The 22,589-nt window shown below is 60.2% G+C and carries 18 protein-coding genes and 1 other RNA gene; 12 read left to right on the forward strand and 7 right to left on the reverse strand.

Annotated features, from left to right (window positions below; translation table 11 throughout):
• Positions 1–24: 24 nt before the first annotated feature.
• Both sufB and sufA read right to left on the reverse strand, forming a co-directional pair.
• Complete coding sequence (gene sufB / locus ACJ8MK_RS18665) at positions 25–1,521, reverse strand: Fe-S cluster assembly protein SufB (protein WP_033638360.1); 1,497 nt, start codon at positions 1,519–1,521, stop codon at positions 25–27.
• A 14-nt stretch (positions 1,522–1,535) separates the two neighbouring features.
• Positions 1,536–1,907, reverse strand: coding sequence for a Fe-S cluster assembly scaffold SufA (gene sufA / locus ACJ8MK_RS18670; RefSeq protein ID WP_004931368.1), 372 nt, complete (start codon positions 1,905–1,907; stop codon positions 1,536–1,538).
• A gap of 527 nt (positions 1,908–2,434) precedes the next feature.
• Between sufA and ACJ8MK_RS18675 the strand changes: the two genes are divergently transcribed.
• A complete protein-coding gene (locus ACJ8MK_RS18675; protein ID WP_004931369.1) occupies positions 2,435–2,839 on the forward strand; it encodes a hypothetical protein in 405 nt (134 codons plus the stop codon).
• Positions 2,840–2,884: 45 nt separating this feature from the next.
• On the opposite strand, the gene menI is transcribed toward ACJ8MK_RS18675, so the two are convergent.
• Positions 2,885–3,301 (reverse strand): 1,4-dihydroxy-2-naphthoyl-CoA hydrolase, encoded by a 417-nt coding sequence (gene menI, locus ACJ8MK_RS18680; RefSeq protein ID WP_016927938.1) that lies wholly within the window; start codon positions 3,299–3,301, stop codon positions 2,885–2,887.
• Complete coding sequence (ydiJ, locus tag ACJ8MK_RS18685; protein ID WP_164038289.1) at positions 3,298–6,354, reverse strand: D-2-hydroxyglutarate dehydrogenase YdiJ; 3,057 nt, start codon at positions 6,352–6,354, stop codon at positions 3,298–3,300. Before ydiJ ends, menI begins: the two co-directional genes overlap by 4 nt.
• A gap of 244 nt (positions 6,355–6,598) precedes the next feature.
• Here ydiJ and ydiK point away from each other — a divergent pair, with 244 nt between their 5' ends.
• Both ydiK and rprA read left to right on the forward strand, forming a co-directional pair.
• Complete coding sequence (gene ydiK, locus ACJ8MK_RS18690; protein ID WP_033646299.1) at positions 6,599–7,699, forward strand: AI-2E family transporter YdiK; 1,101 nt, start codon at positions 6,599–6,601, stop codon at positions 7,697–7,699.
• A 258-nt stretch (positions 7,700–7,957) separates the two neighbouring features.
• An RNA gene (rprA, locus tag ACJ8MK_RS18695) (antisense sRNA RprA) lies at positions 7,958–8,067 on the forward strand.
• A gap of 109 nt (positions 8,068–8,176) precedes the next feature.
• On the opposite strand, the gene ppsA is transcribed toward rprA, so the two are convergent.
• Positions 8,177–10,555, reverse strand: coding sequence for a phosphoenolpyruvate synthase (ppsA, locus tag ACJ8MK_RS18700; protein WP_041034881.1), 2,379 nt, complete (start codon positions 10,553–10,555; stop codon positions 8,177–8,179).
• A gap of 459 nt (positions 10,556–11,014) precedes the next feature.
• On the opposite strand from ppsA, the gene ppsR reads away from it, so the two are divergent.
• The 9 genes from ppsR to ACJ8MK_RS18745 all read left to right on the forward strand — a co-directional run bounded on the left by ppsR (position 11,015) and on the right by ACJ8MK_RS18745 (position 19,968).
• Positions 11,015–11,875, forward strand: a complete 861-nt coding sequence (gene ppsR, locus ACJ8MK_RS18705; RefSeq protein WP_049234269.1) for a posphoenolpyruvate synthetase regulatory kinase/phosphorylase PpsR — start codon at positions 11,015–11,017, stop codon at positions 11,873–11,875.
• Between the two features lie 197 nt (positions 11,876–12,072).
• Complete coding sequence (locus ACJ8MK_RS18710) at positions 12,073–13,119, forward strand: 3-deoxy-7-phosphoheptulonate synthase (RefSeq protein ID WP_039566394.1); 1,047 nt, start codon at positions 12,073–12,075, stop codon at positions 13,117–13,119.
• Positions 13,120–13,224: 105 nt separating this feature from the next.
• Positions 13,225–13,710 (forward strand): glutathione peroxidase, encoded by a 486-nt coding sequence (locus ACJ8MK_RS18715; RefSeq protein ID WP_033646302.1) that lies wholly within the window; start codon positions 13,225–13,227, stop codon positions 13,708–13,710.
• A 171-nt stretch (positions 13,711–13,881) separates the two neighbouring features.
• Positions 13,882–14,064, forward strand: coding sequence for a hemin uptake protein HemP (gene hemP / locus ACJ8MK_RS18720; RefSeq protein WP_016927944.1), 183 nt, complete (start codon positions 13,882–13,884; stop codon positions 14,062–14,064).
• Between the two features lie 94 nt (positions 14,065–14,158).
• A complete protein-coding gene (locus tag ACJ8MK_RS18725) occupies positions 14,159–16,255 on the forward strand; it encodes a TonB-dependent hemoglobin/transferrin/lactoferrin family receptor (RefSeq protein WP_442517972.1) in 2,097 nt (698 codons plus the stop codon).
• Positions 16,256–16,321: 66 nt separating this feature from the next.
• Positions 16,322–17,359, forward strand: a complete 1,038-nt coding sequence (locus tag ACJ8MK_RS18730) for a hemin-degrading factor (protein ID WP_049196148.1) — start codon at positions 16,322–16,324, stop codon at positions 17,357–17,359.
• Positions 17,356–18,186 (forward strand): heme/hemin ABC transporter substrate-binding protein, encoded by an 831-nt coding sequence (locus tag ACJ8MK_RS18735; protein WP_033638352.1) that lies wholly within the window; start codon positions 17,356–17,358, stop codon positions 18,184–18,186. Before ACJ8MK_RS18730 ends, ACJ8MK_RS18735 begins: the two co-directional genes overlap by 4 nt.
• On the forward strand, positions 18,186–19,190 hold the full coding sequence (locus ACJ8MK_RS18740; RefSeq protein ID WP_164099055.1) for a FecCD family ABC transporter permease: 1,005 nt from the start codon (positions 18,186–18,188) through the stop codon (positions 19,188–19,190). Before ACJ8MK_RS18735 ends, ACJ8MK_RS18740 begins: the two co-directional genes overlap by 1 nt.
• The gene (locus tag ACJ8MK_RS18745; RefSeq protein WP_442517973.1) at positions 19,183–19,968 is read left to right on the forward strand and encodes a heme ABC transporter ATP-binding protein; all 786 of its coding nucleotides are present in this window, start codon (positions 19,183–19,185) and stop codon (positions 19,966–19,968) included. The genes ACJ8MK_RS18740 and ACJ8MK_RS18745 overlap by 8 nt, the downstream gene beginning before the upstream one ends.
• Before the next feature lie 37 nt (positions 19,969–20,005).
• Here ACJ8MK_RS18745 and ACJ8MK_RS18750 read toward each other — a convergent pair whose 3' ends face one another.
• Both ACJ8MK_RS18750 and ACJ8MK_RS18755 read right to left on the reverse strand, forming a co-directional pair.
• Entirely contained in the window at positions 20,006–21,448 is a 1,443-nt protein-coding gene (locus ACJ8MK_RS18750; protein ID WP_103773983.1) for a protein adenylyltransferase SelO, read from the reverse strand.
• A 250-nt stretch (positions 21,449–21,698) separates the two neighbouring features.
• Positions 21,699–22,436, reverse strand: coding sequence for an EAL domain-containing protein (locus tag ACJ8MK_RS18755; RefSeq protein WP_060424296.1), 738 nt, complete (start codon positions 22,434–22,436; stop codon positions 21,699–21,701).
• Between the last annotated feature and the right edge of the window lie 153 nt (positions 22,437–22,589).

The raw sequence follows: 22,589 nt of genomic DNA on the forward strand, positions 1-22,589 counted from the left end.
CCGGCGGCGCTAAAAATGCGGCGATTAACCCACGCTGTGTTCCAGGCTGATGGCCAGAAGTTTCTGCGCCTCGACGGCGAACTCCAGCGGCAGCTCGGAGAAAACGTCCTTGCAGAAGCCGTTGACGATCATCGAAATGGCGTCATCCTCGCTGATGCCGCGCTGCAGGCAGTAGAACAGCTGGTCGTCGCCGATCTTCGAGGTGGTGGCTTCGTGCTCCAGCTGAGCGCTGTTGTTGCGCGCTTCAACGTAAGGGAACGTGTGGGCGCCGCTGTCCGGCCCGATCAGCATCGAGTCGCACTGGGTAAAGTTACGGGCGTTTTCCGCCCCCGGCAGGATTTTCACCAGGCCGCGATAGGTGTTCTCGCTGTGGCCAGCGGAGATGCCTTTGGCGATGATGGTCGACTTGGTGTTTTTGCCGATGTGGATCATCTTGGTGCCGGTATCGGCCTGCTGATGGCCGCTGGTCAGCGCCACCGAGAAGAATTCGCCGATCGAATTGTCGCCCTGCAAAATCACGCTCGGGTATTTCCAGGTGATGGCCGAGCCGGTTTCCGACTGGGTCCAGGACATTTTCGAGCCGGCGCCTTCGCACAGCGCGCGCTTGGTGACGAAGTTGAGGATACCGCCCTTGCTCTCGCCGCCGGAGAACCAGTTCTGCACCGTCGAGTATTTCACTTCGGCGTCTTTATGCAGGATCACTTCCACCACCGCCGCGTGCAGCTGATAGCTGTCGCGCACCGGGGCGGAACAGCCCTCGATATAGCTGACGTAGCTACCTTCGTCGGCGATCAGGATGGTGCGCTCGAACTGGCCGGTTTTGGCGGCGTTGATGCGGAAGTAGGTCGACAGTTCCATCGGGCAGCGTACGCCCTTCGGCACATAAACGAAGGTGCCGTCGGAAGCCACCGCGGCGTTCAGCGCGGCGAAGAAGTTATCGTTGGACGGCACCACGCGCCCCAGGTACTGACGCACCAGATCCGGGTATTCCTGGATCGCTTCGCCGAACGAGCAGAAGATAACTCCGCTCTCCGCCAGTTTTTCACGGTAAGTGGTAGCGACAGAGACCGAGTCGAAGATGGCGTCCACCGCCACCTCGCTGCCCTCGCGCACCGGCACGCCGAGCTGGTTGAACGCCAGCTCCACTTCGCTGGTCAGGTAATCTTTTTCCGTCGCCGCGCCCGGTTGCTGCTCGGCGCCGGGTTGCGAACCGCAGGCGTCGTCGCAGCTGCCGCAGGACGGCGCCGAATAGTAACTGTAGTCCTGGTAGTTCAGGCGATCGTAATTGGCCTTCAACCAGTGCGGCTCTTCCATCTGCAGCCAGGCGCGGTAGGCCTCGAGGCGGAATTCCAGCATCCACTCGGGTTCGTTGCGCTTGGCCGATATGGCGCGCACCACCTCTTCGTTGATGCCTTTGGCCAACTCATCGGTTGCCAGCTGGGTGAAGAAACCTTCTTTGTAGCGACCTTCGCTGACCCAAGCCTGCACTTCATTAGGCATTTCTACATTGCTTCGTGTCATGTTGATTGCATCGCTCAAACGCCAAAGCTCTCGCCGCACCCGCAGGCATGCTGAGCTTTAGGGTTGTTAAATTTGAATATCTGATTCAGCCCTTCGCGGACGTAATCTACCGTGGTGCCATCGATGAACGGCATGGCCTTCAGCGGCACATAGAGTTTGGCGCCGTCGCGCTCAAACAGCAGATCGTCATCGGCGGGTTCGCGGGTCAGATCCAGCACATAGGCAAAGCCGGCGCAGCCGGATTGTTTCACCCCTAGCTGCAGCCCTTTCACCTGCGGATCCTGCTGCATCAGTTTGGTTATTTGTCGTACGGCGCTGTCGCTGAGCGAAATGCCTTGCCAGACATTTTCATCCAGAGAAAAAGTGCCGACATTTTCCGTTTGCATAGGGTCTACCTCACACTCGTGTTTGGCCACAGCCAATCTGGGTTGCTTATATGTTAGTGATAACGATTATCACTTCAACCGTTTGTTTTGCGGGGGTATCCGCCGCGAGCGCGGTTTTTCGCTGCGGCGCGCGGCAAGCCAACGGGACACCCGTGGCGGCTTGCGGCGTCTGGCGGCAAGGCGTGCATGCTATCCCTATGAATTTGTTCTCTATCCTGCATCACCGTACCGCACTCCCCGGTGGCCCGTCAGCGTTACAGCGCCGCGGGGCGTTGCCGATCTAAACATTCATAGAAAATACCTATTTCTGCATTCTGTCTGTCGTAAATGTGCGTTTATCGGCATTTCGTGGCGCGGCGCAAGCGCGCACCCTCAGGTTAAAGTTTAGTCGCTCAGGATTAAATTGGGTCGTCGGCGGCCTTTTACACCCCCGCGCGATGAAAAAACGCCGCGCCGGGGATTGATCGGCAACGCGGCAGTTTATATGATAATGATTATCATTCAATTGTAATTTGAGCGCGAGGCCAATGACTCTTTCGATCAACGCATGGTTGCTGGGCAAGATTGATGACTACAAATTCAGCGTGCGCGACGCCACGGTGGACTTTTACATGGCCGAAGCGGCGCTGCGGCGCCCGGAATGCAATATCGACCACCTGAAGCGGTACAACAGCGTCAGCCTCACCATGGCCAATCTGTGTCTGGAGAACGGCGACGACGACAGCTACCTGCATGCGCTCAGCAAGCTGCACAACCGGCTGATCGTCGAGATCAACAACCCACAGCGCTGCCAGCTTTTTCGGGTGCAAAGCTACCACTTCGCTCGCCACACGCTGACGCTGATCTGCCAAAAATATGCAATGGAAGGCACCTGGGAGAAGGCAAACGCGTTTCAGAAGGACTTCGTCAAACGCGTGCCGTTTCAGCTGTAAGGCGTAAGGCTCCGCAGGCCGATCGCCTGCGGAAACCGGCGGGAATCAGTCGATGACCGCCGTGGTCAGACGCGAGGTGCAGCACAGCCGATCGCGCGCGTCGAAGATCTCGATTTGCCACACCTGATGACGGCGGCCAACGTGCAGTGCGCGGCACACCCCGCGCACCTGGCCATCGAACACCGCGCGCAGGTGGTTGGCGTTGATCTCCAGCCCCACCACTTTCTGCTCGCCCTCGCTGCACAGGTAACCGGCCATCGATCCCATCGATTCCGCCAGCACCACCGACGCCCCGCCGTGCAACAGCCCGAACGGCTGCCGGGTGCGGCCATCGACCGGCATGGTGGCCTCGAGGAAATCCTCGCCCAGCTGGGTAAACTCGATGCCCACATGGCTGACCATGCAGCCGTCGCCGGCGCGGTTCAGCTGCTCCAGCGATGTTTCACGTTTCCACAATTTCACTCAATCATCTCCAGAAGTGCCTGTAAGGGGTGGCGCACGCCATTGCCCTCGATGCGTTTCACCTGGCTGCGGCAGGAATAGCCGGTCGCCAGGCAGCGCTGCCGCGGCAAACGCTGCAGTGTCGGGTGCCATGATAGCTCATAAATGCCGAGCGAGTTTTGCAGGTTCTTGGCTTCATGGCCGTAAGTGCCCGCCATGCCGCAGCAGCCGACGCTGACGTTCTCCAGTTTGGCGCCGAAGCGCGCGAAGATCGCCGCCCACTGTTGGCCACTGGCCGGCAGCGCGGTGGTTTCGGTACAGTGGCCGAACAGATACCAGGGTTCGCCGGTCGCCGGCTGTTCGGCGCGATCCGCGATCCGCTGCTGCAGCCATTCGTGCACCAGCTGCACCTGGAAATCGCCGCGCTCGGCGCCGAGGATCTCGCGGTATTCGTCGCGGTAACACAGCACCAGCGCCGGATCGACGCCCACCAGCGGCATGCCGAGCTGCGCCACGCGGTTGAGGAAATCGGCGGTTTTGCGCGCGGTGCGGGCGAACCGCGTCAGGAAACCTTTCACATGCTGCGCCTTGCCGTTCGGCGAGAACGGCAGCAGCACCGGTTTATAGCCGAGCTTCTCCACCAGCCGGACAAAGTCCGCCACCACTTTGGCGTCGTAATAGCTGGTGAACGGATCCTGGACGATCAGCACGTGTTCTGCGCGCTGCTCGGCGCTCAGCCCTTCCAGCTGCTCCAGCGTCAGCGTGGTCGCGCGGTGGCCGGACAGCTGCTGACGCAGCGTCGGGCTGGACAGCAGCGGCAGATCGACCATGCCGATGGCGTTGCGGCTCATCTCCCGCAGCCACGGCTGGCGGAAGAAGAAGTTGAACACCTTCGGCGCTCGGGCCATCAATGGGGTATAGCTCTCCACGCCGGCGACCATGTAGTCGCTTACCGGGCGCAGATAGCGGGTGTGGTAGAGCTGCAGGAAGCGCGAACGGAATCCCGGCACGTCAATCTTGATCGGGCACTGGGTGGAGCAGGCCTTGCAGGCCAGGCAACCGGACATCGCCTCTTTCACTTCGTGCGAAAAGTCGTACTCGCCCTTGCCGGCGTGCCAGCTGTTGCGGGTCTTTTCGATCAAACCGCGCAGGCTGACTCGCTGCTGCGGCAGCTGTTTCTCCAGCGCCAAAGGATCGACGCCCTGCTCGGCCAACAGACGCAGCCACTCGCGCACCAGCGTCGCCCGCCCTTTCGGTGAATGAATGCGGTTGCCGCTGATCTTCATCGACGGGCACATCGGGCTGCGCACGTCGAAGTTGAAGCACAGGCCGTTGCCGTTACACTCCAGCGCGCCACGGAACGAGGTGCGCACCTCGACCGGGATCTGGCGATCGAAGGTGCCGCGTTTGACCGCGTCCACCTGCATCATCGGTGCATCCACCGCCAGCGGCGCACAGATCTTGCCCGGGTTCAGACGGTTATCCGGATCGAACGCCGCTTTGATGCGGCGCAGCTCCTCATACAGCGTTTCCCCGAAGAATTCAGGGCTGTATTCCGCGCGGAAGCCCTTGCCGTGCTCACCCCACAGCAGGCCGCCGTATTTGGCGGTCAGCGCCACCACCCGATCGGAGATCTGCTTCATCAGCACTTCCTGCTGCGGGTCGCACATATCAAGCGCCGGGCGCACGTGCAGCACCCCGGCGTCGACGTGGCCGAACATGCCATAGCTCAGGTTATGGTCGTCGAGCAGTTGGCGAAATTCGACGATATAGTCCGCCAGGTGTTGCGGCGGCACGCAGGTGTCCTCGGCGAACGGAATCGGCTTGGCGCGCCCTTTGGCGTTGCCCAGCAGCCCGACCGCCTTCTTGCGCATGTTGTAAATGCGCTCGATGCCCGCCAGATCGCCACAGATCTGGTAACCAATCACGCCGCCCTGCCGCTGCGCGATCAATTCGTCCAGCCGTTGACACAGGTTTTCCATCTGGCCGTCGATCAGCGCGCGATCGTCGCCGGCGAACTCGACGATGTTCAGCCCGAGCATCTCTTTATCCGGCACGTCAGCGATCAGTTCGTTCACCGAGTGCCAAACGATGTCTTCACGCGCCAGGTTCAGCACCTTGGAATCGATGGTTTCCACCGACAGCGCCTTGGCTTCGACCATAAAGGGCGCATTGCGCAGCGCCGAGTCGAAGGAGTCGTATTTTACGTTAACCAAACGGCGCACTTTCGGCAGCGGCGTGATGTCCAGCCGCGCCTCGGTGATAAACGCCAGCGTGCCTTCGGCGCCGGTCAGGATGCGCGTCAGATCGAAGGTTTGCAGATCGTCGCTCAGCACGTGGCGCAGATCGTAACCGGTGAGGAAGCGGTTGAGCTTGGGGAATTTCTCCAGGATCAGCGCGCGCTGCTCGCGGCAGCGGTTCAGCACCGTGCGGTAGATACGCCCTTCGGCGGTCTCGTCCAGAGCAATCGTTTCCGCCAGCGCCGTCGGCATGGCGCGGGTATCGATCATCTCGCCGCCCAGCAGCACCGCCCGCAGGCCCAACACGTGATCGGAGGTTTTGCCGTACACCAGCGAACCCTGGCCGGAGGCGTCGGTATTGATCATGCCACCCAGGGTGGCGCGGTTGCTGGTGGACAGTTCCGGCGAGAAGAAGTAGCCGAACGGCCGCAGATATTGATTCAGCTGATCCTTGATCACCCCGGCTTCGACTTTTACCCAGCCTTGTTCAACGTTGATCTCCAGTATGCGGTTCATATGGCGCGACATATCGACCACGATGCCGGTATTGAGCGACTGGCCGTTGGTGCCGGTGCCGCCGCCGCGCGGGCTGAAGGTCAGCGCATTGAATCGCTCTTCCCCGGCCAGGCGGGCGATCAGCGCCACGTCGGCGGTGGAACGGGGGAACACCACCGCATCGGGCAACAGCTGATAGATGCTGTTGTCGGTGGCCATCGTCAGCCGGTCGGCATAGCTGGTGGCGGTATCGCCGTTGAATCCGTTTTGCTTCAGTGCTTCCAAAAAGTCGAGCACCCGTTGAACGAGGCCGGGTGCCTGAGAAATCTGTGGGATCATTCGCTTTTTTGACCCTGTCCGTCTATTTTTTATGCGCTGATGTACGCTGAATCGGGCCTTTAATTCAGACCCACCCTATTTTTTAGTGACACTAAAAACTAACATACTCGTTTAGTGAAGGCATTCACATTATTACCGCCCTGCGAACGCCGCCACAGGCGGCCGCCCGGCGGTAATAAACCGACCGACAGGCACCCGATTCGCCGGTGCCAGGGATTTAATTGACCAGGATGAGAAGCCACTGATGCCACTCCCGCAATCGCGTTACGACTTACCGCGAATTATTTTCGGCGTGCTGTTTATCGCCATCATGATCGTCGCCTGTTTTTGGGTGATCCAACCGTTCATTCTCGGCTTCGCCTGGGCGGGAATGGTGGTGATCGCCACCTGGCCGCTGCTGCTCAAACTGCAAAAGCTGCTGTGGGGCCGCCGCTCGCTGGCGGTGCTGGTGATGACCCTGCTGCTGATCCTGCTGTTCATTTTGCCTATCTCTCTGCTGATCAGCAGCGTGGTGGATAACAGTGCGCCGCTGATCGCCTGGGCTAGCTCGCCGGGCAAACTGCATATTCCCGATCTCGCCTGGCTGCAGTCCGTGCCGATGATCGGCGACAGGCTCTATACCAGCTACCATACGCTGGTTAACGCCGGCGGCGCCGCGCTGCTGGCGAAGGTGCAGCCGTACTTCGGCCAAACCGCCACCTGGTTCGTGGCGCAGGCCGCGCATATCGGCCGTCTGCTGCTGCACTGCGCGCTGATGCTGCTGTTCAGCGCCCTGTTGTATGCGCGCGGCGAGCAGGTGGCGCTGGGTATCCGCCACTTTGCGGTGCGCCTCGGCTCTGCGCGCGGCGATGCGGCGGTGCTGCTGGGCGGCCAGGCGATCCGCGCCGTCGCGCTGGGTGTGGTGGTGACGGCGCTGGTGCAGTCGGTGCTGGGCGGCATCGGTCTGGCGGTGAGCGGCATTCCGGCCGCCACTCTGCTGACGATGCTGATCTTCATCTGCTGCGTGGCGCAATTGGGGCCGCTGCTGGTGCTGGTGCCGGCCATCATCTGGCTGTACTGGCACGGCGATACCACCTGGGGCACCGTGCTGCTGGTCTGGAGCTGCGTGGTGGCTACGCTGGATAACGTGCTGCGCCCGGTGCTGATCCGCATGGGCGCCGATCTGCCGCTGCTGCTGATCCTGTCCGGCGTTATCGGCGGCTTGCTGGCCTTCGGCATGATTGGCCTGTTCATCGGCCCGGTGGTGTTGGCGGTATCTTATCGCCTGCTGACCGCCTGGATGGATGAAGCGCCGGAGCCGACCACCGCGCCGGAGCAAGTCATCGAAGATTTGGAAAAACGCTAATTCCCCCTTTCCGCCCGCATCGTCGGGCGGAACTTTTCACTCCTGCCGTTATTCCTACCTCATTCGAGTAATATCTCCGCCCAATATAATGCCGCCATATATTGATTACGGCACCGCGAATGAAAGGTGCAATGTAAATCCCTGTTTGTTGCAAACGGCAAAAAGAGATAACTCCCGCAAATAAAATGTGATGCCGCTATCGATTAGGATGATTCTTAATGACTAGTCGCGTTCAAAAATCTAGTATTATGGCCATCTATTGCTTCAAATCACTGATTTTAAAGCAACCTTTCTGAACAATGTAATGCCATACATGTGAATTGCTGTGTGTAGTCTTTGCCCATCTCCTACGGTGGGCTTTTTTTTATTCTTTTTTCGTCGAATTGATTATTTTACGCGCCGTTATTTACATTCAGAAATAAAAAGGCCGCAGCGTTAACTGCGGCCCAGCGTTAATGCCTCAGCGAGGCCGAGACATTATTTCTTTTTCGACAAATTGATCCAGGTCTGCACCACGGTGTCCGGATTAAGCGACAGGCTGTCGATGCCCTGCTCCATCAGCCACTCGGCGAAGTCTTCGTGGTCGGACGGGCCCTGGCCGCAGATGCCGACGTATTTGCCGTGGCGCTTGGCCGCCTGAATCGCCATCGACAGCAGCGCTTTCACCGCGTCGTTGCGTTCGTCGAACAGCTCCGACACCACGCCGGAGTCGCGATCCAGCCCCAGCGCCAACTGGGTCATGTCGTTGGAGCCGATGGAGAAGCCGTCGAAGTGTTCGAGGAACTGATCCGCCAACAGCGCATTGGACGGGATCTCGCACATCATGATCACTTTCAGCCCGTTTTCGCCGCGCTTCAGCCCCTGACGCGCCAGCTCGGCCACCACCGCTTCCGCCTGCGCCACGGTGCGCACGAACGGCACCATGATTTCGACGTTGGTCAGCCCCATTTCGTTACGCACGCGTTTCACCGCCTCGCACTCCAGCGCGAAGCAATCGCGGAAGCTGTCGGCAACGTAGCGGCCGGCGCCGCGGAAGCCCAGCATCGGGTTCTCTTCGTGCGGTTCATACTTGTCGCCACCCACCAGGTTGGCGTACTCGTTGGATTTGAAGTCGGACAGGCGCACGATCACGCGCTTCGGCCAGAAGGCGGCGCCCAGCGTCGCGATGCCCTCGGTCAGGCGGCCGACGTAGAACTCGACCGGATGATCGTAACCCTGCATCAGCGCGCGAATCTCGTTTTGCAGCGCCGGCGTCTGCTGATCGAACTCCAGCAGCGCACGCGGGTGCACGCCGATCATGCGGTTGATGATAAATTCCAGCCGCGCCAGGCCCACGCCTTCGTTCGGCAAACGCGCAAAGTCGAAGGCGCGATCCGGGTTGCCGACGTTCATCATGATCTTCAGCGGCAGATCCGGCAGCTCGGTCACTTCGGAGCTCTGCACGCTGAAATCCAGCATATCGCTGTAAACGAAGCCGGTGTCGCCTTCCGCGCAGGAGACGGTGACTTTCTGGCCATCTTTCAGCACGTCGGTGGCGTGGCCGCAGCCCACCACCGCCGGGATCCCCAGTTCACGGGCGATGATCGCCGCGTGACAGGTACGCCCGCCGCGGTTGGTGACGATCGCGGCGGCCTTCTTCATGATCGGTTCCCAGTCCGGGTCGGTCATGTCGGTGACCAGCACGTCGCCCGGCTGGATGCGATCCATTTCGCTGATGTCGTGGATCACTTTCACTGGACCGGCGCCGATGCGGTGGCCGATGGCGCGGCCTTCCACCAGCACCGGGCTGGAGCCGTTCAGCTGGTAGCGCTCCATGGTCTGTTCGTTGGAGCGCACGGTTTCCGGGCGCGCCTGCACGATCAGCAGCTTGCCGGTATGGCCGTCTTTCGCCCACTCGATATCCATCGGGCGGCCGTAATGTTTTTCGATCAGGATCGCCTGCTGCGCCAGCGCCTGCACTTCGTCATCCGTCAGCGAGAAACGGCTGCGCTGCGCTTCCGGCACGTCTTCGATGCGCACCTGCTTGCCGTGATCCTGCGACGGCGCGTACACCATGCGGATCTTTTTCGAACCCAGGTTGCGGCGCACGATCGCCGGCTTGCCGTTTTGCAGCGTCGGTTTGTGCACGTAGAACTCATCCGGGTTCACTGCGCCCTGCACCACCATTTCACCCAGGCCGAAGGCGGAGGTGATAAACACCACCTGATCAAAGCCGGACTCGGTATCGATGGTGAACATCACGCCCGAAGAGGCCAAATCCGAGCGCACCATGCGCTGTACGCCCGCCGACAGCGCCACGCCGCGGTGGTCATAGCCCTGATGCACGCGATAAGAGATGGCGCGGTCGTTGAACAGCGATGCGAACACGTGCTTGATCGCCACCATTACGGCGTCGATGCCCTGCACGTTGAGGAAGGTTTCCTGCTGGCCGGCGAAGGACGCGTCCGGCATGTCTTCCGCCGTGGCGGAGGAGCGCACCGCGAAGGAAGCTTCCGGTTCGCCGTCGGCGAGCTGTTGGTAAGCCTGATGAATTTCGCGTTCGAACTCGGCGTGGAACGGCGTGTCGATCACCCATTGGCGGATCTGGGCGCCGGCCTTGGCCAGTTGTGCAACGTCGTCAACGTCGGTCTGATCCAGTAGCTGATAGATGCGCTGGTTAACACCGCTTTGTTCGAGGAAATCGTTAAACGCCTGTGCGGTGGTGGCAAAACCGTTCGGCACGGCCACGCCCAAATCGGAAAGATTGGTGATCATTTCACCGAGGGAGGCGTTTTTGCCGCCGACACGGTCAACGTCGTGCATGCCAAGCTGGTTGTACCAAAGCACATTACGCAAGTCTGGGCCATTGTTGGACATCGAGACAATCCTTATTGCTATCAGTAGGGTAAAGACGGATTTAATTCGCTTGCTTTACGGCGCCGCTAACACGGAGCCGAATCAGACTAGCACACTGATCCGGGGAAAATGGAAAGGTGAATCGATCAACCCACTGAAGAAAGTGGTTTTTAAGAGAATGTCCTAACCGGCTGATTTGCCTGGGAACCGTTCCCAATCGCACGAAAAGCTTAGTTCTCAACAAATTACGCTCTTTTTAAACTTCTGTTTTAATGACCACGCAAACGCTACCGTTTTTGGTGAAAATAGCGACAAATTTACGTTTCGGATCGAAAAGCGTCGCCGCGCCGCGATTTTTACCGCCGGCAAAACGCGCTTTTCTTCACGCGCCGCCGCAAGGCGCTTTACCGCCCCGCCGTCACAATTTTTCCCCTCGCCCCTTTACCGGCGGATCGTCTGCGGCTCATGATATTGACAGTGATGACAGCAGTAACACCGTTTTCAGGTAAGGAGCCTCGGGTGGAAAGAAGCGTTTTTTATATTTCGGATGGTACGGCGATCACCGCCGAAGTGCTGGGACACGCGGTGCTGTCGCAGTTCCCGGTCACGGCGACCACCTATACCCTGCCGTTTGTCGAAACCGAGGCGCGCGCTCGCGCAGTTCGCCAACAAATCGATGATATCTATAATGAAACCGGCGTGCGGCCGCTGGTGTTTTACTCCATCATCTCGCCGGAAGTGCGCGATGTGATCGTGCAGAGCCAGGGCTTCTGCCAGGATATCGTGCAGGCGCTGGTCGGCCCGCTGCAGGGCGAGCTGGAAGTGGAGCCGACGCCGGTGCCGAACCGCACCCACGGTCTGACCGCCAGCAACCTCGGCAAGTACGACGCGCGCATTGCCGCCATCGACTATACGCTGGCGCACGACGACGGCATTTCGCTGCGCAACCTCGATCAGGCGCAGGTGATCCTGCTCGGCGTGTCGCGCTGCGGCAAAACCCCCACCAGCCTTTATCTGGCGATGCAGTTCGGCATCCGCGCCGCCAACTACCCGTTTATCGCCGACGATATGGACAATTTGCACCTGCCGGCCTCGCTGAAACCGTTTCAGCATAAATTATTCGGCCTGACCATCGATCCGGAACGCCTGGCGGCGATCCGCGAGGAACGGCGTGAAAACAGCCGTTACGCTTCATTGCGCCAGTGCCGTATGGAGATCGCCGAAGTCGAGGCGCTGTTCCGCAAAAATCAGATCCGCTACCTCAATACCACCAACTATTCGGTCGAAGAGATCTCCACCAAAATCCTCGACATCCTCGGCATGAGCCGCCGCATGTTCTGACTTTTTCCTCGCGGGGTCGCCGCGCCCCGCCACCTGCCGTTTATTTCAGCAGCCGCTGATTTTTTTGTGCTTTTTTTCGCGGCTTTGATCAACAGAACACAATCTCTACGGTTGAATTCAGCGCTTTTTGCGTTATTGTGATCGCCATCACTTCCCGGCACTCCTGCCGCAGAGAAGAACAGTTTCCAGGGAACAACATGCACAAAACAGATGAACTGCGGACCGCGCGCATCGACAGCCTCGTCACGCCGCAAGCGTTGGCGGACAAGCTGCCGATCTCGGCGGCCGTCGCCGACAACGTGACCGCGTCACGAAAACGCATTGAAAAAATCCTCACCGGTGAAGACCGCCGCCTGCTGGTGGTGATCGGCCCCTGCTCCATCCACGATCTCGACGCCGCCGTCGATTACGCTGGCCGGCTGAACGCCCTGCGCGAACGCTACCAGGATCGCCTGGAGATCGTGATGCGCACCTATTTCGAAAAACCGCGCACCGTCGTCGGCTGGAAAGGCCTGATCTCCGATCCGGCGCTGGACGGCACCTTCCAGGTCAACCGCGGCATCGAAATGGCGCGCCGCCTGCTGCTGGAAGTGAACCAGCTCGGCCTGCCGACCGCCACCGAATTCCTGGACATGGTGGTCGGCCAATACATCGCCGATCTGATCAGCTGGGGCGCCATCGGCGCGCGCACCACCGAAAGCCAGATCCACCGTGAAATGGCCTCGGCGCTCTCCTGCCCGGTCGGCTTCAAAAACGGCACTGACGGCAACACCCGCATCGCCATCGACGCCATTCGCGCGGCGCGCGCCGGGCACATGTTCCTGTCGCCGGACAAACATGGCCAAATGACCATCTACCAGACCAGCGGCAACCCGTACGGCCACATCATCATGCGCGGCGGCAAAACGCCGAACTATCACGCCAGCGACATCGCCACTGCCTGCGACAGCCTGCGCGAGTTCGATCTGCCGGAACACCTGGTGATCGACTTCAGCCACGGCAACTGCCAGAAAATGCACCGCCGCCAGCTGGAAGTGGCCGACAACGTCTGCCAACAGATCCGTGCCGGCTCCGCCGCCATCACCGGCGTGATGGCGGAAAGCTTCCTGGTGGAAGGCACGCAGAAGATCGTCGCCGGCCAGCCGCTGACCTATGGCCAGTCAATCACCGATCCTTGCCTGAGCTGGTCCGACAGCGAACAGTTGCTGGCGATGCTGGCGGATGCGGTCGATAGCCGTTTCTGACGCACTAGAGGCCGGGGCCTCGCCCCGGCTTTATCCCTTCTGTCCCGCTCATCTATACTGATTGCAACGCTTTAGCACCCGCCGAAACGCACCTGGAGCCACGGCATGATTCACTCTCTGTTATCCATCCCCTGCGTCACGCTGCAGGGCGAGCAAAAAACGCTGGGCGATTACCCGGCGCGCGCTTATCTGGTGGTCAACACCGCCAGCAAGTGCGGCTTCACCCCGCAATACCGCGGGCTGGAAAATTTGTGGCAATACTATCGCGAACGCGGCCTAGTGGTGCTCGGCTTCCCCTGCAACCAGTTTGGTTCTCAGGAGCCGGGCAGCCCGCTGGAGATCGCCAACTTTTGCAGCCTCAACTACGGCGTCAGTTTCCCGCTGTTCAGCAAGATAGACGTTAACGGCCCCGGCGCGCACCCGCTGTTCAATGAGCTGAAACGCCTGGCGCCCGGCATTCTGGGCAGCCGCCGCATCAAATGGAATTTCACCAAGTTCCTGCTCACCGCCGACGGCCAGCGCGTCACGCGCTTTGCGCCGATCACCAAGCCCGAGCGTCTGTTTGACCGCATCGAAACCCTGCTGAAATAACGCCCCTTTTACACGGGCCGGGTACGCTCGGCCCGCCGCCGGATGTCCATTCGACAAAAAGGTTCCATCGGTAAGAAAATTTTCCTTGATGTAACCTTTCCTTCACATGATAATGATTCTCAGTTTGATATTAATTACCATTTAATGGTCTGTTTTATAAGCACAATGATAATGGATACTGCCAACACGCCTACCCCCGCCGCCGCGGCCCCGACCGAGCACAGCGCAAACGCGCCGCCCAGCTACGACAGCGCACAGCTGCTCGGCGCCGACGGCATCGCGTTCATTACCCATCAGGGCCAGCGCTATCAGCTGCGGCAGACCAAAGCCGGAAAATTGATCCTGACCAAATAACCACAGAACCCTCAAACGCCAGCCACCCCGATCTTTTGATCCAGGCAGCCAGCAAATCTATTGATATGTTTTATTACATACGGAGAGTTGCACCATGCCTCTGACATTTTCCACCCGGCTGCGTTTTTCCGCTTTGAGTCTGGCGATTGCCTGCGCTCTGCCTACGGTGGCCTTGGCACAAAACACCAGCACAACATCCTCTTCCAACGCGGCCTCTTCCAACGCGGCGCCGGCTAAAAAAGCCAAAGCCGCCGACGAGACCATGACCGTGGTCGCCACCGGCAACCAACGCAGCAGCTTTGAAGCGCCGATGATGGTCACGGTCATCGAAGGCAACTCGCCGGAAAGCCAAACTGCAGGCACCGCCGCCGATATGCTGCGCCGCGTGCCGGGCATTACCGTCACGGGTTCCGGGCGCAGCAATGGGCAGGATCTCATGATGCGCGGTTACGACCGACGCGGCGTGCTGACGCTGGTCGACGGCATCCGTCAGGGGACCGATACCGGCCATATTAACGGCACATTTTTGGATCCTGCGTTAGTGAAACGCATTGAAGTCGTGCGCGGCCCCTCCGCGTTGCTGTACGGTAGCGGCGCGTTGGGTGGTGTAGTGTCTTATGAGACCGTCGATGCCGCCGATCTGCTGCTGCCGGGCCACGATAGCGGGTTCCGCGTCTACGGCACCGCCGGCACCGGCGATCACAGCCTGGGCATGGGCGCCAGCGCCTATGGCAAGACCGATAACCTCGACGGCCTGCTGTCTTTCGGCACTCGCGACGTCGGCGATCTGCGTCAGGGCAACGGCTTCGATGCGCCTAACGACGAAACCATCAGCAACGTGCTGGCCAAAGGCACCTGGAAGCTCGACGACAATCAGTCGCTGAGCGGCAATCTTCGTTACTACAATAACAGCGCGCAGGAGCCGAAAAACCCGCAAACGCCAGCCAGCTCCAGTGGAAACTTAATGACCGATCGTTCGACGATTCAACGCGACGCGGCACTGAGTTACAAACTGAAACCCGCCGGCCAGGATTGGCTGGATGCGGAAGCGAAAGTGTATTATTCAGACGTAAAAATTAACGCTCACGCCAATGGCAGCGAAGATGAAGCACGCAAACAAACCACGAAAGGCGCCAAACTCGAAAACCGAACGCGCCTGTTTGCGGATACTTTCGCCTCGCACCTGCTGACCTACGGCACCGAGGCCTACAAACAGGAACAAACACCGGGCGGCGCTACCGAAAGTTTCCCACACGCAAAAATCAATTTCGCTTCAGGCTGGCTGCAGGATGAAATCACGCTGCGCGATCTGCCTGTCACTCTGCTCGCCGGCACCCGCTATGACAATTACAAGGGCTCAAGCGACGGCTATGCCGATGTGGATGCGGACAAATGGTCCTCTCGCGGTGCTGTCAGTATTACGCCTACCGACTGGCTGATGCTGTTCGGCTCCTATTCTCAGGCGTTCCGCGCGCCGACGATGGGTGAGATGTACAACGACTCCAAGCACTTCTCAATTCCAATGGGACCAACCACCATCACCAACTATTGGGTGCCTAACCCGAATTTGAAACCGGAAACCAACGAAACCCAAGAGTACGGGTTTGGTCTGCGTTTCGATGATTTGATGCTGGCCGATGACAGTCTGCAGTTCAAAGCCAGCTATTTCGATACCAAAGCCAAGGACTACATCACCACCGATGTCACGATGGAACTGGGACGCGGTTCGCGAGGTCCTTATTGCATCAGTTGCACCACATTCTCGACCAATATCGATCGCGCCAAAATCTGGGGTTGGGACGCTACGCTCAGCTATAAAACACCATGGTTCGGCTGGGATTTGGCTTATAACCGCACCCGTGGCAAAAATGAAGCAACCGGTGACTGGTTAAGCAGCATCAATCCAGACACCGTCACCAGTTCGCTGGACGTGCCGCTGGGCGAAACCGGCCTGTCCGCCGGCTGGGTCGCCACCTTCGCCGAACGCGCGACGCGCGTGGAGACCGGCACGGCCGAACAAGCCGGCTATGGCGTCAACGACTTCTATCTGAGCTACAAGGGCCGCGATCGGCTGCAGGGCATGACCACCACCGTGGTGCTGGGCAACGCCTTCGACAAGGAATATTACTCGCCGCAGGGCGTCCCGCAGGATGGCCGCAACGCCAAACTGCTGGTCAGCTACCAGTGGTAATCATTTGACTATCTGGCGGACAACCCGGTTGTCCGCCGTTCGCATTACAGCGCAGGAGAATCCCGCATGAGCAACACCCTATACGAACGCTACCAACAGGCTAAAATCGATCACCCCGGTAAATACGCCCGCGATCTGGCGGCGATCCTCGGCGTCAGCGAAGCGGAGCTGACGCACGCCCGCGTCGGCCACGACACCCGCCGCCTGCAGGCCGACGCGCGCACCCTGCTGACCGAGCTTGAGCAGGTCGGCGTCACCAAGTCCATCACCCGCAACAGCTATGCGGTGCATGAGCAGATGGGCCGCTACCGCAACCAGCACCTCAACGGCCACGCCGGGCTGATCCTCAACCCACGCGAGCTGGATCTGCGCCTGTTCCTCAACCACTGGACCAGCGTCTTCGCCATGAGCGAAACCAACAAGCGCGGCGTGCGCCACAGCATTCAGTTCTTCGACCAACAGGGCGATGCGCTGCACAAGGTCTACACCACCGAGGAAACCGATCTGCCGGCCTGGATGGCGCTGGTGGAGCGCCACCTGAGCGAAGAAAACCCGGCGCTGGCGCTGCAGCCCGCCGAGGCGGCAACCACCGATGAAACGACGCAGGATCATGCCAAAATCGACGGTGAGTGGCGCGCGATGACCGACGTTCACCAGTTCTTCCAGCTGCTGAGCCGCAACAAGCTGACGCGCCAACAGGCCTTCCGCGCCGTCGGCAACGATCTGGCCTACCAGGTGGACAATAGCGCGCTGTCGCAGCTGCTCGAAGCGGCGCAGCAACAGCAAAACGAGATCATGATCTTTGTCGGCAACCGCGGCTGCGTGCAGATCTTCACCGGCCAGATCGAACGTTTGATGCCGCAGGAAGGCTGGATCAACGTGTTCAACCGCCGCTTCACGCTGCACCTGATTGAAGACGCCATCGCCGAAAGCTGGATCACCCGCAAACCGACCAAGGACGGCATCGTCACCAGCCTGGAGCTGTTCGCCGCCGACGGCACGCAGATTGCGCAGCTGTATGGCCAGCGCACCGAAGGCCAGCCGGAACAAACCCAGTGGCGCGAGCAGGTTGCCGCGCTCGCCGCCAAGGACATCGCCGCATGAAATCTTCCTTGATCCGCCGCCTGGCGTTGATGATGTCGCTGGCGCTGCCGCTCACCGCCGCAGCGGCGCAGCGCATCGTCTCGATCGGCGGCGACGTGACGGAAATCGCCTTCGCGCTCGGCGCCGGCGACGAGGTGATCGCCCGCGACAGCACCAGTCTGCATCCGGAAGCGGTGAAAAAGCTGCCGGACGTCGGCTACATGCGCCAGCTGAACGCCGAAGGCATTTTGGCGCTGAAGCCGACTCTGGTGCTGACGACCGAGCTGGCACAGCCGGCGCTGGTGCTCAAACAGCTGGCGGACAGCGGTGTCAACGTGGTCAGCGTGCCGGGTGACACCACCCTGCAGGCGGTGCCGCAGAAAATCGCTACGATCGCCGCCGCGCTGCAGCGCGTTGAGCAAGGCAAACAGCTGAGCGAGCGCTATCGACAACAGCTGGCGGCGGTGGATACCTCCCCGCTGCCGGTCAAGGTGCTGTTCGTGATGAGCCACGGCGGCATTACGCCGATGGCCGCCGGGCAACACACCGCCGCCGACGCGGTGATTGCCGCCGCCGGTCTGAAAAACGCCATGCAGGGCTTTGACCGCTACCGGCCGCTGTCGCAGGAAGGCGTCATCGCCAGCGCGCCGGATCTGTTGCTGGTCACCACCGACGGCGTGCGCACCCTCGGCGGCGAACAGCAGCTGTGGACGCTGCCGGGCCTGGCGTTGACGCCGGCAGGCAAGCAGCGCCGCGTGCTGATCGTCGATGACATGGCGCTGCTGGGCTTCGGTCTGGAAACGCCGGCGGCGCTGGCCAAGCTGCGCCACGCGGCGGAGCAAAAGTAATGCGCTGTCGCACCTCGCCTCAGCTGGCCATCATCGGTCTGCTGGTGCTGCTGACGCTGCTGGCGCTGGTCGCCGCCAACCTGGGCGCGCTGACGCTGTCGTTTCGCACCCTATGGCGCGAGCCCTTCAGCGACGCAGCCTGGCACATCTGGTTGAACATTCGCCTGCCGCGCGTGCTGCTGGCGGTGGTGATCGGCTGCGCGCTGGCGGTATCCGGCGCCGTGATGCAAGGGCTGTTCCGCAACCCGCTGGCGGATCCTAGCCTGCTGGGCATCAGCAGCGGCGGCGCGCTGTTTGTCGCGCTGTTCATCGTGATGCCGCTGGCGTTGCCGATGACGATCGCGCTGTACGGTCATATGCTGGCGGCGTTCCTCGGCAGCCTGCTGGTGTCATTGTTGATCTACGGCATCAGCCGCAGCGGGCACGGCAATCTGTCGCGGCTGCTGCTGGCGGGCATCGCCATCAACGCCCTGTGCATGGCGGCCATCGGCGTGCTCTCTTACGTCAGCAGCGATCAACAGCTGCGCCAGTTCTCGCTGTGGATGATGGGCAGCCTCAGCCAGTCGCAGTGGCCGACCCTGGCGGTTTCCGCCTCGCTGATCCTGCCTGCGGCGCTGCTGACGCTGCTGCAGGCGCGCCGGCTGAACCTGTTGCAGCTGGGGGACGAAGAGGCCCACTACCTCGGGGTGAACGTCCAGCGCGCCAAGCTGCAGCTGCTGTTGCTGAGCGCCCTGCTGATCGGCGCGGCGGTAGCGATGAGCGGTGTGATCGGCTTTGTCGGCCTGGTGGTGCCGCATCTGGTGCGCATGCGCCTCGGCGGCGATCACCGCTGGCTGCTGCCCTGCTCCGCGCTGGGCGGCGCCTGCCTGCTGCTGGTCAGCGATACGCTGGCGCGCACGCTGGTGGCGCCGGCCGAAATGCCGGTGGGGCTGATGACCAGCCTGATCGGCGGTCCCTATTTCTTGTGGCTGGTGATGCGCCAGCGGGAGCGAGCCGGTGGATAACGCCGCCTGCCTGACAGCCCGGGAGCTGCGTTACAGCCTCGGTACGCGCCGGTTGATCAACGACGTTTCGCTCAGCCTTGCCGGCGGTGAAATGGTGGCGATTATCGGCCCTAACGGCGCCGGCAAATCGACGCTGCTGCGCTTGCTGACTGGCTATTTGACGCCGAACTGCGGCGAATGTCGGCTGCTTGACCGCCCACTGGAACACTGGGCGCCGCAACAGTTGGCCAAAGTCCGGGCCGTGATGCGCCAGTACAGCAATTTGGCGTTTCCGTTCAGCGTGGAAGAAGTGGTCAGCATGGGGCGTTCGCCGCACGGCAAACGCGACGAGCATCAGGCGATCCAACAGGTGATGGCGCAAACCGACTGCCTGGCGCTGGCGCAGCGCGACTACCGCCAGCTGTCCGGCGGTGAACAACAGCGGGTGCAGCTGGCGCGGGTGTTGGCGCAGCTGTGGCAACCGCAGCCGTCCCCCGCCTGGCTGTTCCTCGACGAACCGACCTCGGCGCTGGATCTGTATCACCAGCAGCACACCCTGCGCCTGCTGCGCTCGCTGACGCGCCAACAGCCGCTGGGCGTCTGCTGCGTGCTGCACGATCTCAATCTGGCCGCGCTGTACGCCGATCGGATCCTGCTGTTGCATCAGGGGCGGTTGGTGGCGAGCGGCACGCCGCAGGAAGTGTTGCAAACGGAGATCCTCACCCGCTGGTATCAGGCCGATCTCGGCGTGGTGCATCATCCCGAAGTGTCGCTGCCGCAGGTCTACCTGCGCCAATAAAAAATTTAAGGGCGCTATCAAGCGCCCTTTCTTCATCTCAGCTGGAGCAGGAAATCTCCAGGTGCTTGCCCCAGTCCGGCGGCAGCGCGGCGAGATCGTCATACTCCGGCACATCGTCGAACGGCCGCAGCAGGGCCTGATGCAATCGCTGCAAACGGCCCACGTCGTCTTTCTCCGCGTCCTCAATCGCCTGCTGCGCCAGATAGTTGCGCAGGATCAGCCGCGGATTCACCGCCTTCATCGCCCGTTGCCGCTCCGCATCGCTCACCTGCTCCTGTTGCAAACGCTGACGATACTGCTGATACCAGGCGTCGAACGCCGCGCGATCGATAAACTCGTCGCGCAGCGGCGACTGCGCCTGCTGCTGTTCGGTCTCGCTCAACAGGCGGAACGTGCGGGTATAGTCCCGCCCTTCCTGCGCCATCAGGCTCAACAGACCGGTGAGCACGTCGTTGTCCTGCGCCGTCGGCGTGAAGAAGCCGAGTTTGGCGCGCATCTGTTCGCCATAGGCGCGCATCAGCGCCGGCTCATACGCCGCCAGCGCCTGCTGCAGCTGTTCGGTGGTCATCAGCCCCGATAGGGTCTGCGCCAGACGATGCAGGTTCCACAACGCCACCGCCGGCTGATTGTCGAAGGCGTAACGCCCCTGGTGATCGGAATGGTTGCAGATATAGCCGGGCTGGTAGTCGTCAAGGAAACCGTAAGGGCCGTAATCGATGGTGATACCGAGAGTCGACATGTTGTCGGTGTTCATCACGCCGTGCGCGAAACCGACGGTTTGCCAATGGGCGATCAGGCGCGCCGTGCGTTCGACCACGTCGGTAAACCACAACAGGTAACGCTCGGCCTGATCCTGCAGCTGCGGCCAGTGACGGGCAATGACGAAATCCGCCAGCTGCCGTACCTGCTCCGGCTGTTTACGGTAGTAAAAGTGTTCGAAGTGGCCGAAGCGCACGTGGCTTTCCGCCACCCGCATCAGCATGGCACCGCGTTCCGGCTGCTCGCGGAATACCGGCTGCCTGCTGGTGACGATGGTCAACGCTCGGGTGGTGGGGATCCCCAAATGGTGCAGCGCCTCAGAGGCCAGAAACTCGCGGATAACCGAACGCAGCACCGCGCGGCCGTCCCCCATGCGCGAATACGGCGTAAGCCCGGCGCCCTTCAGGTGCCAGTCGCGATGGCTGCCGTCCGCCAGAACCTGTTCGCCAAGCAAAATGCCGCGGCCATCGCCCAACTGCCCGGCCCACACGCCAAACTGGTGGCCACTGTACACCTGCGCCAGCGGCTGCATGCCCGGCAGCAGCGTTTCTCCCGCCCAAATCGGGGTTTTATCCTGAGTAAACCAGCTTTCATCCAGCCCCAGCTCGCGCGCCAGCGGCTCGCTGTGGTACAGCAGGCGCGCATCCTTGAGCGGCGTCGGGTTCAGAGCGGTGTAGAAGCCGGGTAACTGTTGGTAGTAAGCGTTATCGAACTGCGGCATAGGCCCTCCGTTTCAGCGTAGTGTAGAGCCTGAACGAGCGGATTAACACCGAAGGAATGCAGGGAGAACGCATCCGCCTGTCGTCAGGACGGATGCGGGGAGTTTGGCGTTCCGCCTGGCTGAGGAAGCGCGGTTTAATGCCGGCTGATAAACGGTGTTATCAGCCCAACAACGAGGATCAATAACGGTAGCGGAATCACGGTAACCTCACTCCGCGCATGATTTACCTCATTGTGTGTAATTTTTTATATCACTTCTTAATTATGAACTCGCTGGGCGTCGCCAGCAAAGCTTGCAGATTATCCACACCAACGCTGGGCCATAAAAAACCTTGCAGACCTAAAACACCGGCGTACCTGAGTTTATTAAAATACTCTTTTTTCTCTATTCCTCCGACGATCACGCCTTTACATAACAGGTTGATATTCTTTAACAACGAGTCGATGACCACGTCATATCCCTGATGGGTAAACAGCTGCCAGTAAAAACGCTTGTCTATCTTTACGTAGTCAAACAAACCATCGTACAACGCGGTCAGCGTGGCTTTACCGGAACCGAAATCATCGAGCCACAGCGTAAACATTTCGCTTAATCGCCGCACGCTCGGGTTGTTCTTCCCGGCCGAAAGATTCGGAAAACTCTCACTCACTTCAAATGCAATAAAAGGATATTGCCCGATCCGTTGGCACAACGCCGAATCGGAAAGAATAAGCTCAACGATGGTTTCTTCGATATTGATGGTCAACTGCACGTTGTTACCGGTAAACCAAGCCGCATGCTGCTCCGCAAGTTTCAGTTGCTCATTAAATAACTCAATCCTTTGTTCAGGCGCCAATAAATTAATCCCAATTTCGGCCGGCATGGCTAAATCACCGTCGAGACTGTTGAATCGGCTCAACATTTCCACCGCCAACAGCCCGCCCTCCATTGAGTAAACAGGTTGAAAAACATAGCTACTAATAAAGTCAGCTTCGAGTTGGATGTTCATTTTAATGCCACAGGATGAATGGCTAGCGTATCATCGTATATCAATATATTTTATCGATCAATCCCTCTGGGATTAATCGGAAATATCAATGTAAATACCCATGAAATATCATTTAATTGATAGATTAAAGCTATACGACAATCGTGAAAGGCG

This window comes from Serratia sp. CY38905 (assembly GCF_052168875.1).
GTDB classification, from domain to species: Bacteria; Pseudomonadota; Gammaproteobacteria; order Enterobacterales; family Enterobacteriaceae; genus Serratia; species Serratia sarumanii.

Excerpts from the sequence above, each read along its gene's own strand:
- sufA (WP_004931368.1), bottom strand. The coding sequence starts at position 1,907 with ATGCAAACGGAAAATGTCGGCACTTTTTCTCTGGATGAAAATGTCTGG.
- ydiJ (WP_164038289.1), bottom strand. The coding sequence starts at position 6,354 with ATGATCCCACAGATTTCTCAGGCACCCGGCCTCGTTCAACGGGTGCTC.
- ACJ8MK_RS18750 (WP_103773983.1), bottom strand. The coding sequence starts at position 21,448 with ATGCCGCAGTTCGATAACGCTTACTACCAACAGTTACCCGGCTTCTAC.
- ACJ8MK_RS18730 (WP_049196148.1), top strand. The coding sequence starts at position 16,322 with ATGAGCAACACCCTATACGAACGCTACCAACAGGCTAAAATCGATCAC.
- ACJ8MK_RS18735 (WP_033638352.1), top strand. The coding sequence starts at position 17,356 with ATGAAATCTTCCTTGATCCGCCGCCTGGCGTTGATGATGTCGCTGGCG.
- hemP (WP_016927944.1), top strand. The coding sequence starts at position 13,882 with ATGGATACTGCCAACACGCCTACCCCCGCCGCCGCGGCCCCGACCGAG.
- ACJ8MK_RS18725 (WP_442517972.1), top strand. The coding sequence starts at position 14,159 with ATGCCTCTGACATTTTCCACCCGGCTGCGTTTTTCCGCTTTGAGTCTG.
- ACJ8MK_RS18710 (WP_039566394.1), top strand. The coding sequence starts at position 12,073 with ATGCACAAAACAGATGAACTGCGGACCGCGCGCATCGACAGCCTCGTC.
- ACJ8MK_RS18715 (WP_033646302.1), top strand. The coding sequence starts at position 13,225 with ATGATTCACTCTCTGTTATCCATCCCCTGCGTCACGCTGCAGGGCGAG.
- sufB (WP_033638360.1), bottom strand. The coding sequence starts at position 1,521 with ATGACACGAAGCAATGTAGAAATGCCTAATGAAGTGCAGGCTTGGGTC.
- ppsR (WP_049234269.1), top strand. The coding sequence starts at position 11,015 with ATGACAGCAGTAACACCGTTTTCAGGTAAGGAGCCTCGGGTGGAAAGA.
- ACJ8MK_RS18740 (WP_164099055.1), top strand. The coding sequence starts at position 18,186 with ATGCGCTGTCGCACCTCGCCTCAGCTGGCCATCATCGGTCTGCTGGTG.
- ydiK (WP_033646299.1), top strand. The coding sequence starts at position 6,599 with ATGCCACTCCCGCAATCGCGTTACGACTTACCGCGAATTATTTTCGGC.
- ACJ8MK_RS18675 (WP_004931369.1), top strand. The coding sequence starts at position 2,435 with ATGACTCTTTCGATCAACGCATGGTTGCTGGGCAAGATTGATGACTAC.
- ACJ8MK_RS18755 (WP_060424296.1), bottom strand. The coding sequence starts at position 22,436 with ATGAACATCCAACTCGAAGCTGACTTTATTAGTAGCTATGTTTTTCAA.
- ppsA (WP_041034881.1), bottom strand. The coding sequence starts at position 10,555 with ATGTCCAACAATGGCCCAGACTTGCGTAATGTGCTTTGGTACAACCAG.